Source organism: Streptomyces prunicolor NBRC 13075 (assembly GCF_000367365.1).
Classification (GTDB): Bacteria; Actinomycetota; Actinomycetes; order Streptomycetales; family Streptomycetaceae; genus Streptomyces; species Streptomyces prunicolor.
Genome location: NZ_BARF01000085.1, coordinates 91541 through 109128, shown reverse-complemented (window position 1 = coordinate 109128; position 17588 = coordinate 91541). Strand labels below are relative to the sequence as shown.

Genomic DNA, 17588 nt, shown 5'->3' with positions numbered 1-17588 from the left:
CCGCCGGACGGGGAGGAGCACGCCGTGACACGACCGCCGACCGCCGCGCAGCGGCGTGTCATCGACGCCGCCGATCCTGTCTCCGGGCGGCTGCGGGGTACGGAGGCGCAGCTCGCCGCGCTGGTGAAGCGGGGGCTGGCGTTCCGGCACCCGCGACCGCCGCACGACCACTTTCTGACGCCGGCGGGGCATCGGACACGGGAGTCCGAACCGGAGGTCGCCGAGCCCGCCGCCGCTGCCGAAGCCACCGCGACTTCCAACTCCACCACGGCCTCCAACTCCACTACGACCTCCGGGGTGTTCGCCGCGCGCATCGGTGGCGAGGAGAGGACGGGCACCTCCCCCGCTGCCCGCACCCGTGAAGTGCACAGCGCCTGGCAGGGGTTGCTGGAGCTGCGCCGGATGACGAACGCGGACGGTTCCGTGGAGCGGCCGTGCGGCTGGGAGCGGACGCATCTGGTGCAGGCCGCCGCGCTCGCCCTGGAGGCCGCCGGACACCGGCCCGCCACGGGACTGGACGCGGAGGGCTACCGGGTGCGCGCGACCCCGCAGCCCGAGGCGGTCGCCGTGCGCGAGCCGGACGGGGAGGCGCTGCGCGCCTGTGCGGGGACGCTGGAGCGGGCGGGCTGGCAGGTGAGCGAGCACAAGGAGCCGCGTACGGAGGCGAGTTATCTGCTTGCCTCGCCGCGACGGACGTGAGCGGACCCGACCGGACCTGACGGACATGCCAAGATCGGTGCGGCAGATCGTCCATCAGTGCGAGAAGGGAACGCAGTGAGCGAGCCGTTTTCCGTCCCGGTGACCGTCCGCGGATACGAGACCGACAGCCTGGGGCACCTCAATCAGAGCGTGTATCTCCAGTACGCGGAGCATGCCCGCTGGGCGCTGTTGCAGGCCGCGGGCGTGGGCCAGGCCGAGTTGCTCGCCCAGGGGGTCGCGCCGGTCGTCCTGGAGACGACCATCCGCTATCTCCGCGAGCTGCGCGCGGGCGAGGACGTCGAGGTGAGTTGCGTCTTCGAGTGGGGCGAGGGCAAGACGTTCCGGGTCCTCCAGACGATAGCCAAGGCGGACGGCACGGTCTCGGCCGAGGCAGCGTCGGTCGGCGGACTGCTGGACCTCAAGGAGCGCCGGCTGGTCGCCCAACCCCAGGACTTCTTCCGGAAGTTGACGACGGATCCGGGGCTGTTCGGTCTCTGAGCCAGGGCTGCTCCGGCGCCCGCGGCAGCGTGACGGTCACCCGGAGGCCGCCGTCCGGCCGTGGTCGGGCGGTGACCTCGCCGCCGTGGGCGCGCACGATCGCCCGGACGATGGACAGCCCGAGTCCCGCACCCTTGGCAGTGACCACACGGTCGGCGCCGAGTCGGCGGAACGGCTCGAAGAGGAACGGGAGTTCGTACGCCGCCACCGGTGGACCGGAGTTGGTGACCTCCAGTTCCACCCGGTCGGTGTCATGGGCCCGGCTGGTCACCCGGACCCAGCCGCGCTCGCCAATGTTGTGGCGGATGCCGTTCTCGACGAGGTTGTGCACAAGCCGTTCCAGGAGGAGGGCGTCGCCGAGTGTCGTGGCCTCGGCGGACTTGTCCTCGACGGCGACTCCGGCACGGTCCGCCTCCGCCGTGGTCTGGCCGACCACATGGGCCACCACGTCGGCCAGGTCGACGGGCATCCGGTCGGCGAGCTCGTTCTCCGAACTGGCCAGCAGCAGAAGCCCGGTGATCAGCCGCTCGTGCCGGGCGTTGATCTCCAGCAGGTTCTCGCCGAGCTGTTTCACGTCGTCCGAGGCGGACTCCCGGTGCATGGCGACCTCGACCAGGGCCCGACCCAGGGTCAACGGGGTGCGCAGTTCGTGCGAGGCGTTGGCGACGAAGCGGCGCTGGCCGTCGAAGGAGCGGTCGAGCCGTTCGACCATCGTGTCGAAGGTGTCGGCGAGATCCTTGACCTCGTCGTCGGGGCCGCGCAGCGCGATGCGTTCGTGCAGGCCCCGGTCGGCGGCCGGGGCGCCGGCGATCCGGCGGGCGGTGTCGGTGACCCGGTGCAGCGGGGCCAGCACCCGGCCCGCGACCAGCCAGCCGAACCCGGCCGCGGCACAGCCGACGACGCCGAGGGCGATCCCGCCCTGGGTGAGCAGTGAGGTACCCGCCTCCGCCCGCCAGTGGTCCCGCTGGACGTCCATCCACTTCTCCAGGTCGGCGCCGGGCGGCGGGGTCTCCCCGAATCCGCCGACGACGGTGCGACTCTCCTGGGGCGAGCCGCTCGGTACGGCGGACGGTGCGGGGGTGCCGGCCCCCTCGGCCCCCTGGGCCCCCTCGGTTCCAGGAGCCCCGTGGTCGTACGACGGTTGCCCGGACACCGACGTGCGCGAGAGGACCTTCGTGCCGGTGCGCCCCAACTGCTGGTCGAGCAGGGCGTAGGTGACGCCGAGCAGCAGCATCCCGCCGACGAGGAAGAGACCGCCGTAGGTGAGGGTGAGGCGGGCCCTGAGGGTCATCCGGCGGGGCAGCAGCCGGAAGTGACGGACCGTCGGCTCGGTGCGGCTCACGGGATGCGGTACCCCACTCCCGTCACGGTCTCCACCAGGGGTGGTTCGCCCAGTTTGCGGCGGAGTTTGAGGACGGCGAGGCGGACGGCGCCGGTGAAAGGGTCGGCGTTCTCGTCCCACACCTTCTCCAGCAGCTGTTCGGCGGAGACCGCGGCGCCCTCCGCGCGCAGCAGTTCGGCCAGGACGGCGAACTCCTTCTTGGACAGCGGCACATAGCGGCTGCCCCGGAACACCTCGGCGCGCGCCTGGTCGAGGGTGAGGCCCGCGCGGCACAGCACCGGTGGCGCGGCGGGCCGGGAGCGGCGGCCCAACGCCAGGACCCGGGCGGCGAGTTCGGCGAAGGCGAAGGGTTTGACCAGGTAGTCGTCGGCGCCGAGACCGAGGCCTTCGACGCGGTCGGTGACCTCCGCGGCGGCCGTCAGCATGAGGACGCGTACGGAGGTCTCGGCGGCGACGACCTCCCGGCACACGTCGTCGCCGTGCACGCGTGGCAGGTCCCGGTCGAGGACGATCACGTCGTAGTCGACGACGCCGACGCGTTCGAGGGCCGCCGCCCCGTCGTACGCGAGGTCGACGGCGTGGGCCCGGCCGCGCAGCCACTCGGCGATCGCGTCGGCCAGCATCGGTTCGTCCTCGACGACCAGGACCCGCATCCGGGACACCTTCCTGTGGGCGCCGGAGTGACCGGCGGGGCGGAGCACCGCACGGGGACAGCGTGCCGGGGCGGGTGTTTCCTCGCCGTTAGTGAGCCCGTCCGCCGCCGTGGAAACGCCGGGGAAACGGCCCGTCGGTTTGCCTTCGTTGCCGGACGTCCGGTCCTGGACGGTCCCCCGCACGAGGAGACGGCACCATGCTGATACGGATACGGAAGGGCGGCGCCCTCGCGGTGCTGCTGACGGCATTGGCCCTGACCGTGGGCGGCTGCGGGTCGGGCGACGACAGCGTCTCGACGACGAGCCCGGCGGCGAGCAAGAACGCGAAGGACGCCCAGGGCGTGAAGTTCGCCCAGTGTCTGCGCGAGCACGGGGTGGACGTGGACGACCCGGAGCCGGGCCAGGGCATCCGGATCCAGATCACCGGGGGCACACCCAAGTCGACGGTGGACGCGGCGATGGAGGCCTGCCGCAAGTACGACCCCATGCAGCAGAGCGGGGCGAGCGTGGACCCGCAGGCCGAGGCGAAGCTGCGCAGGATGGCGCAGTGCATGCGGGACAACGGCGTCGAGAACTTCCCTGACCCCGAGCCGGGCAAGGGCATCCAGATCGACGGCAGCGTGGCGAACGACCCCGACTTCGCGGCGGCCGACAAGAAGTGCCAGAAGTACGCGCCGGCGGGCGGTCAGCGGTCCACGGACAGTGATGGCAATGGCTGAGCCGGCCCTCGCGCACGAGGAGGAGACCTCCGAGGGGGAGCGCGGTGACAGCACCGTCGTCACCACCCGTGCGGTACGCCGTCCACGCCGTACCCGCCGGCTGCTCGTCGCCCTCGCCGTCCTGGCCGCCGTCGCGGGCGCGGCGGCGGCCGGTCTCGGTCTCGGCGACCGCGCCTCCGACGCGGGGACGAAGCCCCAACTCCCTCCGGCCACCGGCACGGTGACCCGGCAGACGCTCAAGGACAGCCGCACGGAGGACGGTTCGCTCGGCTACGGCACCTCGACCTCGGCGGTCGGCCGCGTTCCCGGCACGGTCACCCACCTCCCGGAGACCGGCGAGCGGATCACCCGCGGTGGGGCCCTGTACCGCGTGGACGACGATCCGGTGGTGCTGATGTACGGCGCGGTGCCCGCCTACCGGGCGCTGCGGACGGGCGAAGAGGGCGCGGACGTAAAGGAGTTGGAGCGCAACCTCAAGGCGCTCGGTTACGGCGGCTTCACCGTCGACGGCTCCTTCACCGACGCCACGGCCGACGCGGTGAAGGAGTGGCAGGACGACCAGTGCCTGGACCAGACGGGTGCGGTGGAGCTCGGCCGGGTGGTGTTCGCGTCGTCCGCCGTGCGCGTGGACGCACTGGACGCGGAGGAGGGCGCGGCGATCGGCCCCGGTCAGAAGGTGCTGTCGTATACCGCCACGGCGCAGGCGGTCACCGTCGAACTCGACACCGCCGACCAGCGGTTGGCGCGGCAGAACTCCAAGGTGACGGTGGAGCTGCCGGACGGGACGGTGGTGGACGGCCGGGTCTCGGACGTCTCGACGGAGATCATCCCGGGCAGCGGCCCGGACGAGGACCCCACGACGAAGGTGAAGGTGCTCGTCGCCCTCGACGGGACGAAGGCGCAGCGGGCCGCCGCGTCCTACGTCCTGGCGTCGGTGCACGTGTCGTTCACGGCGGGCGAGCGCGAGGACGTGCTCACGGTTCCGGTCGCCGCGCTGGTGGCGCTGTCGGACGGCGGCTTCGGGGTGCAGGTGGTCAGGGGGACGGGCAGTGCGTATGTCCCGGTCGGGACGGGCCTGTTCGCGAACGGGCGGGTGGAGATCAGCGGTACCGGGATCAGCGCGGGCACGAAGGTGGGGATGCCCGCGTGATCGCCCTCACCGATGTCACCAAGGTCTACCCGGGCGGGGTCACCGCCCTGGCCGGGGTCTCGCTGTCCGTGGCGCGCGGCGAACTCGTCGCCGTCGTCGGCCCGTCGGGCTCCGGCAAGTCGACGATGCTCCACATGCTCGGCACCCTGGACCGGCCCACCGCGGGCCGGGTACGGATCGACGGGTACGACGCGGGGGCCCTGTCGGACGCGCGGCTCTCGGCGTTGCGGGCGCGGCGGATCGGGTTCGTGTTCCAGCAGTTCCATCTGACCGCCGGGGCTTCGGCGTTGGCCAATGTCGCCGACGGGTTGCTCTACTCCGGGCTGCGGCCGGCCCGGCGACGCGAACGGGCCGCCGACGCGTTGCACCGGGTGGGTCTCGGGCACCGGATGCGGCACGCGCCGCACGAACTGTCCGGCGGTGAGCGGCAACGGGTCGCGGTGGCCCGCGCGGTGGCCGGGGAACCCGCGCTGCTGCTCGCCGACGAGCCGACCGGTGCGCTGGACTCGGCGTCCGGGGCGGGTGTGATGGCGCTGCTGCGGGAACTCAACACCGCCGGAACCACGGTCGTGATCATCACGCACGACCAGGAGATCGCCGAGTCACTGCCCCGGCAGGTGCGCATGCGGGACGGTCGGGTGGTCGACGACTCGACGGCGGACCGGATCACGACGGGAGTGGTCCGATGACCGTACGGACAACGGATGCACAGACAACGGATGCACGGACAGCGGATGTTCGGGCCGCTCCGGCCACGATTCGAGAGGCACTGCGGCCGGCCCGCCTGGGCCCCGCCGATGTCGTCAGAGTCGGCGCGGTGGGGCTGCGCACCCGCCCGCTGCGGGCGTTCCTGTCGGCGTTGGGCATCGCGATCGGGATCGCCGCGATGGTGGCGGTCGTCGGGATCTCCTCGTCCTCGCGGGCCGACCTGGACCGCACGCTGGCGGCCCTGGGCACCAATCTGCTGACCGTCTCGCCGGGCAGCACGCTCACCGGCGGACAGGCCCAACTCCCGTCCACGGCCGAGCAGATGGTGGCCAGGATCGACGGGGTGCGGTCGGTGTCGGCGGTCGGCAAGGTGGCGGGCGCGAAGGTGTACCGCACCGACCGCATCCCGAAGGTGGAGACGAACGGGCTCGCCGCCTACGCGGTCCGCACCTCGCTGCGCGGCGCGATCGGGGCCCGCCTGGCGAGCGGTGTGTGGCTGAACGCGGCGACGGCCAGGTATCCGGCCGTGGTGCTCGGCGCGACGGCCGCCGACCGGCTCGGCATCGGCCGGGCGGACCGGAACGCGCAGGTACTGGTCGACGGCACCTGGTTCACCGTGGTGGGTGTCCTCGAACCGGCGCCGCTGGCCCCGGAGTTGGACACCGCGGCCCTTGTCGGCTGGTCGGCCGCCGAGGACCGGCTCGGCTTCGACGGGCACGCGACCACGGTGTACACGCGTTCGGCGGAGGCGAAGGTGGAGTCGGTGCGGGAGCTGCTGGGCCCGACCGCCGCCCCCGAGGCGCCGAGCGAGGTCCAGGTGTCGCGTCCCTCGGACGCGCTGGCCGCACAGCGCGCGGCCGGCCAGGCGTTCACCGGGCTGCTGCTCGGGCTGGGCGCGGTGGCTCTGCTCGTGGGCGGTGTGGGGGTGGCGAACACGATGGTGATCTCGGTGCTGGAGCGCCGGGCCGAGATCGGGCTGCGCCGCTCACTGGGCGCGACGCGTGGCCAGATCCGCTCCCAATTCCTCGCGGAGTCACTGCTGTTGTCGGCGCTCGGCGGGGCGGGCGGAGCACTGTTGGGGCTTGCCGTCACCGTCGGCTACGCCGTCTACCAGGGCTGGCCCGCGGTCGTCCCGCCCTGGGCGCTGGCGGGCGGCATCGCGGCCACCCTGCTGATCGGCGGTATGGCGGGGCTGTATCCGGCGATCCGCGCGGCGCGCCTCTCACCCACGGAGGCGCTCGCCACCCCGTGACGTGCCCGCGGCGGCCTACGACTCCGGACTGCGCTCGGTGTCGTAGGTCGCCCGGGACTCCGCGATGTAGACACGGTTGCGCTCCGCCCAGTCCGTCAGCCGGAGCAGGGTCTCGTGCAACTCCCGGGCCACCGGGGTGAGTTCGTACTCGACCTTCGGCGGCACCGTGGGGTGCACGGTGCGGGTGACGAGTCCGTCGCGCTCCAGGTTGCGCAGGGTGAGGGTCAGCATGCGGCGGCTGATGCCCTCGATGCTGCGCTCCAACTCGGTGAAGCGGATGGGTCCGTGGGCCGCCGCGACCAGGATCTGCACGCTCCATTTGCCGGAGACCCTGTCAAGAACTTCACGCACCGGGCAGGCGTGCGCGTTCACGACCTGCGCGGTAACACCGGTGTTCCCCTGGGACATCCAAGTGCCTCCTTACGACGACCTCCATGGTTCCTCACGATGTACCCCGTTACAAGTCGTGCACCTATGGTTCCTATGGATAGCCACGGAGGTCAGACCGTCATGACGGCACTCACCGGGTCCGAGTCGAAGACTTCACGGACGCGCCCGTCGCCCCGAACGTACTCCCGCTGGGCGTCCCTCGTCGTGCTGTGTGCGGGGACGTTGATGACGATCCTGGACGGCAACATCGTCACCGTCGCCATGCCCGCGATCCAGAGCGACCTCGGTTTCTCGGGGCCGGGCCTCGCCTGGGTCGTGAACGCGTATCTGATCCCGTTCGGCGGACTGCTCCTGCTCATCGGCAGGTTGGGCGACCTGGTGGGTCGCAAGCGGATGTTCACCACCGGGCTCGCCGTGTTCACCGCGGCCTCCGTACTGTGCGGGGTCGCGACCAGCCAGGGCATGCTCATCGCGGCCCGGGCCGTACAGGGCATCGGCGGGGCGATGGCCTCGGCGGTGGTCCTCGGGATGCTGGTCGCCCTCTTCCCGGAACCGCGTGAACAGGCCCGCGCCATCGCGGTGTTCAGCGCGGTCGGCGCCGGAGGCGGGGCGCTCGGCACCTTCCTCGGCGGGGCGCTGACCCAGGCCCTGAACTGGCACTGGATCTTCCTCATCAACCTGCCGATCGGCATCGTGGCATGGCTCGCGGCGGTCCGCGTCCTCGCCCCGGAGCAGGGCACCGGACTGGACAAGGGCGCCGACTACCCCGGGGCCGCGCTGGTCACCGGCGCGCTGATGCTCACGGTGTACGTCATCATCGGCACCGGCGACCGCTCCCTCACCTCGACCCTCCTCCTGGCCGCCCTCGCCCTGGCCCTCTTCGTGGCGTTCACCGTCCGCCAGGCCCGGACCGCCCGCCCGCTGCTCCGCCTCCGGCTGTTCCGCTCCCGCCTCCTGACCGGAGCGAACGCCGTGCAGATCCTGATGATCGGCACGATGTTCGGCTTCCAGTTCATCGGCGCGTTGTACGTCCAACGGGTGCTTGGCTACAGCGAGTTGCTCACCGGGACGGCCTTCCTGCCGGCGCCGGTCGCGATCGGCGTGCTGATGCTCGGCCTGTCGGCACGGACCATCGGCCGCTTCGGCGCGTACCGGATACTGCTGGCCGGACTCGTCCTCATCGTCGTAGGAATGGCTCTCCTGAGCCGAGTGCCCGCGGACGGGGCGTACCTCACCGACGTACTGCCGCCGCTGCTCCTGCTGGCCGCCGGGTTCGCCGCCGCGATGCCCGCGCTGACCGGGCTGGCCATGTCGGGGGCGCGGGAGGAGGACGCGGGACTGGCCTCGGGGCTCTTCAACACGACGCAGGTGGTGGGTGGTTCGCTGGGTCTTGCGGTGCTGTCGACGCTGGCGGCGGGGCGGACCGATGAACTGCTCGCCAAGGGTACGGAGTTGATCCTGGCGACTGCGCAGGGGTACCAACTGGCCTTTCGGACGGGCGCGTTGATCGCGGTGGCCGCCCTGGCCCTGGCCGCGGTGGTCCTGAGGTCGGGCAAGAAGCCGGGGCAGGACGACGCCCCTGCCCCCGCCCCGGCCCAAGTCACCGGTTAACCCTCCCCGAACGCCCCCCGATGGTCCTGGGCCCACTCCCGGTAGGTCCGCGCCGGGCGGCCCAGGACCTCGCGTACGTCATCGGTGACGACCTCGTTGCCGCCGGCCCGGACGAACGCCAGGCCGGTCAGCACTCCGTCCGCCCGGATCTCGTCCATGCCCCAGGCCGTACGGAGGAACGCGCGGGTCCCGTCCGGAGACAGGTTCCGGACCGGGACCGGGCGGCCGAGAACCTCGGCGAGCACGGCGGCCTGGCCGGGGACCGTGATCGCCTCGGGACCGGTGAGGGTGTACTTCCGCCCCTCGTGCCCGGCGTCGAGCAGCGCCCGCACCGCCACCTCGGCGATGTCCCGCGGGTCGATCACGCCCGACGCGCCGTCCCCGGTCATGTTGGGCACCGGCTCGCCCGCCCGGAGGGCCGGGAGCCAGGTCAGTGTGTTGGAGGCGAACGACGACGGCCGCAGCACCGTCCAGCCGAGCCCGCTGTCCCGCACGGCCCGCTCGCCGTCCGCGTGCCACTGTCCGGAGGGCCCGGAAGCGGAGTCGCCGGTGCCGATGGCGGAGAGCTTCACCAGCCGGTCCACGCCCGCTGCCCGCGCCACGGCGACCAGCGCAGCGTCCTGTCCCTCGTCCGGGCCGGGCGGACGGAGCAGGAACGCGGCCGTCGCACCGGCCAACGCGGCGTCCAGGGACGCCTGTTCGCCGTAGGCCCCGCGCACCACCTCCACACCGGCGGGCAGCCGCGCCCGCGCCGGGTCACGGGTCAGCGCGCGCACCTTCGCACCACGCTCGGCCAGCTGTCGTACGACGTCACTTCCGATGGTGCCCGTGGCACCCGTCACCAGAATCATGTGGTCCACGGTGGGCCCGCCGGGGCGCTCGGCTCTTGGAAATTCCGGCACGGCCGGCCCGCTCGGACGGCGGCCCCGGTCGCTTACGGTGGAAAGGTGCCGATGACCATCGCCGAGCCGCTCCCGACCGTGCCCGAGGCGCTGCGCCCGTGGGTCGCCGAGGTGCGGACCATGTCCTTCAGCGAGCCGCCCGAGGGGACGTTCGTCCAACTGCCGGACGCGGTGATCAAGGTGGTCCTGCGGGCGACGGGAGAGGGGCGGCGTGACGTCCTTGCCGTCGGACCACGAGTGCGGGCGGCCTACCACGAGGGGAAGGCCCACATCGAGTGCGTGGAGTTGCGCCTCGCACCGGGTACGGCCCGGCCCCTGCTGGGCGTCGCGGCCGCCGGACTGGTCGGCCGGGTGGTGCCGCTGGACGACCTGCCGGGCGGCGCGGCCCGCCGGTTCGCACGTGAGATGCGGTGGCTGGACCCGCGGGAGGCGCTGCCACGCATCGCCGAGGTGCTTCCGGGGCTGCTGGCAGAGCCGCCGGATCCAGCCCGGACAGCACTGCTGCGGGCAGCCGTCGAGGAGTTGTCAGTACGGATGGACCGGGCGCCCGCACAGGTACGGGACGTGGCCCGGGAACTGGCCGTCAGTGAACGCCAGTTGCGGAACCTGTTCACCGACGGTGTCGGTGTCTCCCCGAAGCACTACGCCCGTATCGACCGGGTCCGCGCCCTCGCCGCCCGGGCGGGCAGCGCCGGCTGGTCCGAACTGGCCGCCGCCACCGGCTACTTCGACCAGTCGCACATGACGACCGACTTCCGGGCCCTGATGGGTGTCCCGCCCCGCTCGTTCCTGACCGGCCGGCTGCCCGCGGTCAGCCCCTGCCAGGTGGTCCGGGGCGGCTGAGTCCGGATGCGGCGAGGAGTTCGTGCCTCAGGCGTCGGCACGCGCTCCCCCAACCTCGTGGTGTGGCACGGGAATTCACAGTTCCCTGCCAACGCCACCCCATGGACCTCCCAAGTTGACGAGCGAGTCTCAGCTGCCTTTCAGCATTGCTGTGTACCGCGCCCGCCTTGGAGATGACGTGCCGTTCTTCCGAAGAAAAGCCACCCGCCGCACCTTGCTCGCAGCGTTCGGTACGGCGGCGATCGCGAGCCAGTGGCCGTCCGCGGACGCCGCGACGTCGGGTGGGGCGGGGCTCGACGCGCCCGCCAAGAAGGACATCGCGATGCGGCTGGTGTCGAGCGCGGAGAACTCCTCCCTGGACTGGGAGGCGCAGTACGCGTACATCGAGGACATCGGCGACGGCCGCGGCTACACCGGCGGGATCATCGGCTTCTGCTCCGGCACCAGCGACATGCTGGCGCTCGTCGAGCTGTACACGGAGCGGGCCCCGGGCAATGTCCTCGCGGGCTATCTGCCCGCGCTGCGCGCCGTCGACGGCACTGCCTCGCACAAGGGGTTGGCCTCCGGCTTCCCCTCCGCCTGGCGGAAGGCCGCGCACACGTCCGCCGCGTTCCGCAAGGCGCAGCGCGACGAGCGGGACCGCGGCTACTTCGACCCGGCCGTGGCGCGCGCGAAGAAGGACGGGGTGGGCACGCTCGGGCAGTTCGTCTACTACGACGCGATGGTGATGCACGGCCCGGGCACGGACCCCCTCTGCTTCGGCGGCATCCGCGCCCGGGCCCGCAAGCACGCGGCCACTCCCACCGACGGCGGCGACGAGACGACGTATCTGGGCGCCTTCCTCGACGCCCGCGTCTGGGCGATGAAGCAGGAGGAGGCGCACAGCGACGTGACCCGGGTCGAGACGGCACAACGGGTGTTCCTGAAGAAGGGCAATCTCGACCTGGACACACCGCTCAAGTGGAAGGTGTACGGGGACAGTTACGAGATCGACTGACGGGCGAGGGGTACGGCTCCGGTCGTACCCCCAGCTTGTGCGCGGGCCCGGCCGAGGTGGTGGAAGACCAGGTTCAGGGCCACCGCGGCGACGCAACCCGTGGAGATGCCCGAGTCGAGGACGATCCGTACGGTCTGCGGGAAGGCGTGGTAGAAGTCCGGCGCCGTGATCGGGATGATGCCGACAGCCAGCGAGACCGCCACGATCAGGATGTTGTCGTCCCGGTCCAAGCCCGCCTTGACGAGGGTCTGGATGCCGCTGGCGGCGACCGAGCCGAACAGGACGACGCCCGCTCCGCCCAGCACCGGGCGCGGTACGACGGCGATGAGCGACGCGGCCATCGGGCACAGGCCCATCAGCACCAGGAAGCCGCCGCCGGTGGCGACGACGTACCGGCTGCGGATGCGGGTCATGGCGACCAGGCCGATGTTCTGGGCGAAGGCGCTGCACATGAAGCCGTTGAAGAGCGGGCTGAGTGCCGAGCCGAGGGTGTCGGCGCGCAGGCCGGCGGCGATGGTCCGTTCGTCCGCGGGGCGGTCGACGATCTCGCCCAACGCCAGCATGTCCGCGGTGGATTCGGTCATCGAGACCACCATCACCACGCACATCGAGATGATCGCGGCGAGCTGGAACTGCGGTGCGCCGAAGTGGAAGGGGCTCGGGAAGCCGATCACGTCCGCGTCCGCGACGGGGCTGAAGTCCGTTGCCCCGAAGGGGATCGCGAGGAGCGTGCCGAGCAACAGGCCGAGCAGCACGGCTATTTGCTTGACGAAGCCCCGGGTGAAGCGGCGGAGGACCAGGACGATGACGAGCGTGGCGGCGGCGAGGCCCAGGTACGTCCGCGAACCGTAGTCGGGTGCCGAGGGGTCGGGTCCCTGCGCCCAGCCGAAGGCAACGGGCAGCAGGGACACGCCTATCAGGGTGATCACGGTGCCGGTGACGACCGGCGGGAAGAAGCGGACCGCCTTGCTGAAGAAGGGGGCGGCGAGGAAGCCGAGAAGGCCGGCGACGATCACCGCGCCGAAGATGACGGGCAGCGCGTCGGACTTGTCCTTGGTGGAGGCGACGATCGCGGTCATCGGGGCGACCCCGGCGAAGGTGACGCCGTTGACGAAGGGCAGCCGGGCGCCGATCTTCCAGATGCCGATGGTCTGCAGGAAGGTCGCGAGGCCCGCGGTGAAGAGGCAGGCGCCGGTGAGGAAGGTGAGTTCGGTGCCGGAGAGGCCGACGGCCGCCCCGACGATGAGCGGCGGGGCGACGACGCCCGCGTACATGGCGGCCACGTGCTGCAAGCCCGTGGTGGCCATCTTGAGTGCGGGGAGTTTTTCATCAACGGGATGGGTGGTCACGGCGGCTCCTCCGGGCGGGTAACACGTCGGCTCTGACGTGGGTTTCAGGAGGTGGTGTGCGGTCGTGCGGGACCGGGACGGAACCCAGCAAAAGGAGTGGGTACGGCCGTTCCGGGGCGCGCATGATCCATGCACGCCCCGGCCACGGCCACCGGTCGAGGGCCGTCCCCCTCAACCGGAGCTCTTCAACTCAGCGACGCCACACGGCGATTCATACTGAGCGTGGTCAGCCCTGCGCGGCGATCCGCGCCAGGCGCTGGGCCTCTTCCCGCGTGGAGCGGGCGATCGTGTCCTCGTCGACGTGCAACAGGCGGTTGTTCTCGACGATCTGACGACCGTTCACGAATGACGCGGTGACCGGGGCCGCCGCGCCGAAGACCAGCGCGGTCACCGGGTCGGCGATCGAGGCGTGGGCGAGGGTGTCCAGGTTCCACAGCACCAGGTCGGCGAGCTTGCCCGGCTCCAGGGAGCCGATCTCGCTTGCGCGGCCCAGGACTTGGGCACCGCCGTACGTTCCGAGACGGAGGGCCTGGCGGGCGTTGAGGGCCGCTTCGCGGTGGGCGCCGAGGCGGTTGATCAGGAGCGCGTTGCGCAGTTCGGTGTGGAGTTCGCCGGACTCGTTGGAGGCGGTGCCGTCGACGCCGAGGCCGACCGGGACGCCGGCGGCGAGCATGTCGGGGACGCGGGCGATACCGGCGGCGAGCCGGGCGTTGGACGAGGGGCAGTGGGCGACACCGGTCTTCGTGCGGGCGAAGGCGGCGATGTCGGAGTCGTTCATGTGGACGCAGTGCGCCATCCACACGTCCTCGCCGAGCCAGCCGGTGGACTCGAAGTAGTCGGTCGGGCCCATGCCGAACAGCTCCTTGCAGAACTGCTCCTCCTCGACCGTCTCCGAGCCGTGCGTGTGCAGCCGTACGCCGAGCCGACGGCCCAACTCGGCGCCCTCACGCATGAGTTCGGTGGAGACGGAGAAGGGCGAGCAGGGCGCGACGGCCACCTGGGTCATCGCGTCGAAGGAGGCGTCGTGGTGCTCCCGTACCGTCGCCTCGGTCGCCGCGAGGGCACCCTCCAGGGTCTCGACGGCGAAGTCCGGCGGCAGCCCGCCGTCCTTCTCGCTGCGGTCCATGGAGCCGCGGGCCAGCGTGAAGCGGACGCCCATCTCACGAGCGGCCCCGATGATCGCGCCGGAGAGGTCGCCGGAGCCCTTGGGGAAGACGTAGTGGTGGTCCAGCGCGGTGGTCACCCCGCCGCGGGCCAGCATCGCGAGGGAACCCTGCGCGGCGGCGCGGACCATCGGCTCGTCGATGCGCGCCCAGGTCGGGTACAGCGCGACGAGCCAGTTGAAGAGGTTGTGGTCGGTGGCCAGACCCCGGGTGATCCACTGGTAGAAGTGGTGGTGGGTGTTGACCAGACCGGGGGTCACCAGGTGGCCCGACGCGTCGATACGGCGTACGACGTTCTCCAGGCCCTCGGGCGCGCTGCCCGCGCCCAGCGACTCGATGCGGTTGCCGGCGACAACGACGTACCCGTTCGCGTACTCGGTGTCGTGGGCGTCCACCGTCGCGATCGAACAGTTCTCGATGACGATGCGCTGAACTGCTGCCATGGTTCGTCCTATTCACTGTATGGAATGGGCACGGCAGGACCCGGGGATTTGAGTACCGCGGCCCGCACGGGACGGGCGGGCCACGGGTGCCGCAGAGTGAACCGGTCCAACAGGCGCCGGTTCAAAGGGAGTTGCTCAGAGGTTGGTGAGATCCACCGGGATCTTCGGCTCGCAGCCGTCCCGCAGGACCGTCGCCTCGATCAGGCCGTAGGGCCGGTCGGCGGCGAAGTACACAGCACCGTCTTCGGTGGCGTTCTTCAGACCGAACGGCTCCAAGTCCACAAGGAAATGGTGCTTGTTGGGGAGGGAGAAGCGCACCTCGTCTATCTCGCTGCGGTTGTTGATGATCCGCGAACCCATTTGGTACAGGGTCTGCTGGAGCGACAGCGAGTACGTCTCCGCGAAGGCCTGGAGCATGTGCTTCCTCACCTGCTCGTAGGACTTCTCCCAACTCGGCATCTTCTGCTCGTCGTCCGACCAGTTGAAGCGCCAGCGGGCGGAGACCTGGGTGGCGAGGATGCGGTCGTAGGCCTCGGGGAGGGTCGTGTACTTGTCCTTGACGTAGCCCCAGAACTCGGAGTTGGTCGAGTTCATCACGACGAGGTCCTTGAGCCCGGATATGACCTCCCAGTTCTCACCGTCGTAGGTGATCTGGGTGACCCGGGTCTCCTGGCCCTTGCGGACGAAGGAGTGCTTGACCTCGTCGGCGCCGATGAACCGGGAGTTGGCGTCGGAGGTGTCGATCCGCTCCCAGGAGTACTCCTCGATGCGGATGCGCGCGGTCTTGATCGGCTCCTGGCTGGTCACGAAGTGCCGGGCGAGGTGGATGCCGAACTGCTCGGCGGACTCGATGCCGTGCTCCTTGGCGAACGCGTACACCGTGTTCTTGGTGGTGTCGGTCGGCAGCACGTTGGCGTTCGAGCCGGAGTAGTGGACCTCGTCCATGTCGCCGCTCAGCGACACGGAGACGTTGAGGTCCTTGATGTGGTGGGTGGCGCCGTCCCGCGTGATCTTGACGACTCGGTTCTCGGCCTTGCCGTACTGGTTCTGGCCCAGGATCGTAGGCATGTGTCTGCTAGCTCCCTCGGTATACGGAGTAGCCGAACGGGTTGAGCAGCAGCGGTACGTGGTAGTGCTCGCCGGGCTTCACGGCGAAGGTGATCGCCACTTCCGGGAAGAACACTCCGGTCGTCGCACCGCTGTCCCGATTCGCGGGGGCGTCCTGCTGCGCATCGGCTTGCTGGTTCTCGAACTTCAGGAAATACGGCTCCACTTCGAAGTCGAGCCGTACGTGTGTGGTGCCCGCCGGCAGCGCGGGGAGGTCCTTGCACCGCCCGTCCGCGTCGGTGGCCGAACCTCCGAGCGGCCGCCACTCCCCCAACGTGCCGTTCCGGGCGGCGAGTTGGACGGCGACGCCCTCGGCGGGACGGCCGACGGAGGTGTCCAGGATGTGGGTGGACACGGAGGCGGTGGTGCTCGTGCTCATGCCTGCTCTTCCTGTACGAGGTTGCCGAGCCGGATGCGGTTGATCTTGCCGAGTTCGGCGCGGACGATCTCGCGCTCCTGCTCGGGCGAGTTGCCGATCCGCTCCTTGACCGCGTCCCGCATCTGCTCGCCGGTCCGGCCCGTGGCGCAGATGAGGAAGACATGGCCGAACCGCTCCTGGTAGGCCAGGTTCAGTTCCAGCATCTCCGCCCTGAGCTCCTCGGAGGCGCCCGCCATGCCGCGCTGCTCCCGGCTGGAGGTCGGGTCGCCCGGCTTGGGGCGGCCGATCGGCGGGTGGCCGGCCATCGCCTCGGCCAGGTCATCGGCGGTCAGCTCCGCCATCGCGGAGTCGCTCGCGGCGTACAGGTCCTCGGGGCCGGCGTACGGACGGGCGGCGAGCAGCCGCCGCGCCCACGCCGTGGAGGCACACGCCTCAAGGAGGGCGGCGAGCGCCGCATGCTCCTCCAGGACGTTGAACCGGACGAGCCCCGGCGGCGTGGAAGTCGTAGTCACGGGAGCCTCCGTGGCCTTGTGTCGAACGGGCTGCCCAGTAGCTAACGCCCTCGACAACACCACGTCAACACTTTGTTGAAAATTCCGGGTAACAGAGCCCACGGCCACCCGGAAGCCCGCGCCGGGCACCCTTCCGACAGTCCAGCTCAGGCGTCCTTCTCACGGTTCAGGTAGTTGTACACGGTGAACCGGCTGACCCCGAGCGCGCTCGCCACGGTCTCCACCCCGTGCCGCACGGAGAAGGCGCCGCGCGCCTCCAGTATCCGTACGACCTCCTGCTTGGCCTTGCGGTCCAGGTCCGCGAGGGGCTTGCCCTTCTTGCGTTCCATGGCGGCCAGGATGTGGTCCAGCGAGTCCGCGAGCTGCGGCAGGCGTACGGCGATCACGTCGGCGCCCTCCCAGGCGAGCACGACGTCGTCGGGGCCCGCCTCGCCGGGCGGGAGCATCTCGCCGCCCATGGCGTCGACCAGCGGTTTCACGGCCGTGATGAACGGCTCGTCCCCGACGCCGGTCACCGGTCGCCCTCGCCGATCACGTTGAGCTGGAGCGAGACCCGGGTGGCGCCGGCCTCCAGGGTCCTGCGCAGCAGCGCGTCGACGGCGGTGAGCACCGCGTCGGTACCGCCCTCGGCCGTATTGCCGAACGGCCCCACATCCACGGAGTCCAGCTCCGCCGCCTCGATGACCTCCCTGGCGACCACCGCATGCGCGGGCGCCTCGTCGAGATCGAAGGGCTCTGTCGTGAACTCCACTCGCAATCGCACGCGCACAACCTAACGCGTGGCGCCGTTTTCCCACGAGCCCTCTTGACAAGCTCCGACACCCGACGGCAATCTTCCATTAGGCAGAAACGAACTTCCACAATACGGAAT

At 71.0% G+C, this 17588-nt stretch carries 20 protein-coding genes; 9 read left to right on the top strand and 11 right to left on the bottom strand.

All coding sequences use genetic code 11. The annotated features are described in order from the left end of the window. The first annotated feature begins 24 nt into the window (after positions 1–24). Together SPR02S_RS36360 and SPR02S_RS36355 are read left to right on the top strand one after the other, a co-directional pair. Positions 25–699 (top strand): hypothetical protein, encoded by a 675-nt coding sequence (locus tag SPR02S_RS36360; protein ID WP_019061939.1) that lies wholly within the window; start codon positions 25–27, stop codon positions 697–699. Positions 700–774: 75 nt separating this feature from the next. Further along, the gene (locus tag SPR02S_RS36355; protein ID WP_019061938.1) at positions 775–1197 is read left to right on the top strand and encodes an acyl-CoA thioesterase; all 423 of its coding nucleotides are present in this window, start codon (positions 775–777) and stop codon (positions 1195–1197) included. Here SPR02S_RS36355 and SPR02S_RS36350 read toward each other — a convergent pair. Both SPR02S_RS36350 and SPR02S_RS36345 read right to left on the bottom strand, forming a co-directional pair. Beyond that, entirely contained in the window at positions 1118–2539 is a 1422-nt protein-coding gene (locus tag SPR02S_RS36350) for a HAMP domain-containing sensor histidine kinase (RefSeq protein WP_019061937.1), read from the bottom strand. The two genes, SPR02S_RS36355 and SPR02S_RS36350, sit on opposite strands and share 80 nt — an antisense overlap. Beyond that, a complete protein-coding gene (locus SPR02S_RS36345; protein WP_019061936.1) occupies positions 2536–3192 on the bottom strand; it encodes a response regulator transcription factor in 657 nt (218 codons plus the stop codon). The genes SPR02S_RS36350 and SPR02S_RS36345 overlap by 4 nt, the downstream gene beginning before the upstream one ends. A gap of 197 nt (positions 3193–3389) precedes the next feature. On the opposite strand from SPR02S_RS36345, the gene SPR02S_RS36340 reads away from it, so the two are divergent. From SPR02S_RS36340 to SPR02S_RS36325, 4 genes are read left to right on the top strand one after another with little or no spacing between them, the layout of a single operon-like run. Beyond that, a complete protein-coding gene (locus SPR02S_RS36340) occupies positions 3390–3911 on the top strand; it encodes a hypothetical protein (protein ID WP_019061935.1) in 522 nt (173 codons plus the stop codon). Beyond that, positions 3904–5061: a peptidoglycan-binding protein gene (locus tag SPR02S_RS36335; RefSeq protein WP_019061934.1), complete on the top strand. Its 1158-nt coding sequence runs from the start codon at positions 3904–3906 to the stop codon at positions 5059–5061. Before SPR02S_RS36340 ends, SPR02S_RS36335 begins: the two co-directional genes overlap by 8 nt. Beyond that, on the top strand, positions 5058–5750 hold the full coding sequence (locus SPR02S_RS36330) for an ABC transporter ATP-binding protein (RefSeq protein WP_019061933.1): 693 nt from the start codon (positions 5058–5060) through the stop codon (positions 5748–5750). The genes SPR02S_RS36335 and SPR02S_RS36330 overlap by 4 nt, the downstream gene beginning before the upstream one ends. After that, positions 5747–7021, top strand: coding sequence for an ABC transporter permease (locus SPR02S_RS36325; protein ID WP_078623103.1), 1275 nt, complete (start codon positions 5747–5749; stop codon positions 7019–7021). Before SPR02S_RS36330 ends, SPR02S_RS36325 begins: the two co-directional genes overlap by 4 nt. Positions 7022–7036: 15 nt before the next feature. Here SPR02S_RS36325 and SPR02S_RS36320 read toward each other — a convergent pair whose 3' ends face one another. Beyond that, complete coding sequence (locus SPR02S_RS36320; RefSeq protein WP_019061931.1) at positions 7037–7429, bottom strand: winged helix-turn-helix transcriptional regulator; 393 nt, start codon at positions 7427–7429, stop codon at positions 7037–7039. Positions 7430–7531: 102 nt separating this feature from the next. Between SPR02S_RS36320 and SPR02S_RS36315 the strand changes: the two genes are divergently transcribed. Further along, positions 7532–9022 carry an MFS transporter gene (locus SPR02S_RS36315; protein ID WP_019061930.1) on the top strand — a complete coding sequence of 497 codons (1491 nt, stop codon included), beginning with the start codon at positions 7532–7534 and terminating at the stop codon, positions 9020–9022. On the opposite strand, the gene SPR02S_RS36310 is transcribed toward SPR02S_RS36315, so the two are convergent. Next, complete coding sequence (locus SPR02S_RS36310) at positions 9019–9882, bottom strand: NAD(P)H-binding protein (protein ID WP_019061929.1); 864 nt, start codon at positions 9880–9882, stop codon at positions 9019–9021. The genes SPR02S_RS36315 and SPR02S_RS36310 overlap by 4 nt on opposite strands. A gap of 93 nt (positions 9883–9975) precedes the next feature. On the opposite strand from SPR02S_RS36310, the gene SPR02S_RS36305 reads away from it, so the two are divergent. Then, positions 9976–10767 (top strand): helix-turn-helix domain-containing protein, encoded by a 792-nt coding sequence (locus tag SPR02S_RS36305; protein ID WP_019061928.1) that lies wholly within the window; start codon positions 9976–9978, stop codon positions 10765–10767. Positions 10768–10945: 178 nt separating this feature from the next. Then, the gene (locus SPR02S_RS36300) at positions 10946–11764 is read left to right on the top strand and encodes a chitosanase (protein WP_019061927.1); all 819 of its coding nucleotides are present in this window, start codon (positions 10946–10948) and stop codon (positions 11762–11764) included. On the opposite strand, the gene SPR02S_RS57160 is transcribed toward SPR02S_RS36300, so the two are convergent. From SPR02S_RS57160 to SPR02S_RS36265, 7 genes are all read right to left on the bottom strand, one after another. Continuing rightward, on the bottom strand, positions 11749–13113 hold the full coding sequence (locus SPR02S_RS57160) for a nucleobase:cation symporter-2 family protein (protein ID WP_019061926.1): 1365 nt from the start codon (positions 13111–13113) through the stop codon (positions 11749–11751). The two genes, SPR02S_RS36300 and SPR02S_RS57160, sit on opposite strands and share 16 nt — an antisense overlap. A gap of 226 nt (positions 13114–13339) precedes the next feature. Next, on the bottom strand, positions 13340–14719 hold the full coding sequence (locus tag SPR02S_RS36290; protein WP_019061925.1) for an 8-oxoguanine deaminase: 1380 nt from the start codon (positions 14717–14719) through the stop codon (positions 13340–13342). Positions 14720–14854: 135 nt separating this feature from the next. Further along, positions 14855–15787: a factor-independent urate hydroxylase gene (gene pucL / locus SPR02S_RS36285; RefSeq protein WP_019061924.1), complete on the bottom strand. Its 933-nt coding sequence runs from the start codon at positions 15785–15787 to the stop codon at positions 14855–14857. A gap of 7 nt (positions 15788–15794) precedes the next feature. Then, a complete protein-coding gene (gene uraH / locus SPR02S_RS36280; protein ID WP_019061923.1) occupies positions 15795–16205 on the bottom strand; it encodes a hydroxyisourate hydrolase in 411 nt (136 codons plus the stop codon). Beyond that, on the bottom strand, positions 16202–16717 hold the full coding sequence (gene uraD / locus SPR02S_RS36275; RefSeq protein ID WP_019061922.1) for a 2-oxo-4-hydroxy-4-carboxy-5-ureidoimidazoline decarboxylase: 516 nt from the start codon (positions 16715–16717) through the stop codon (positions 16202–16204). The genes uraH and uraD overlap by 4 nt, the downstream gene beginning before the upstream one ends. Before the next feature lie 146 nt (positions 16718–16863). Then, positions 16864–17232 (bottom strand): helix-turn-helix domain-containing protein, encoded by a 369-nt coding sequence (locus tag SPR02S_RS36270; protein ID WP_019061921.1) that lies wholly within the window; start codon positions 17230–17232, stop codon positions 16864–16866. Further along, a complete protein-coding gene (locus SPR02S_RS36265) occupies positions 17229–17480 on the bottom strand; it encodes a YkoF family thiamine-binding protein (RefSeq protein WP_078623106.1) in 252 nt (83 codons plus the stop codon). The genes SPR02S_RS36270 and SPR02S_RS36265 overlap by 4 nt, the downstream gene beginning before the upstream one ends. Positions 17481–17588: the final 108 nt, after the last annotated feature.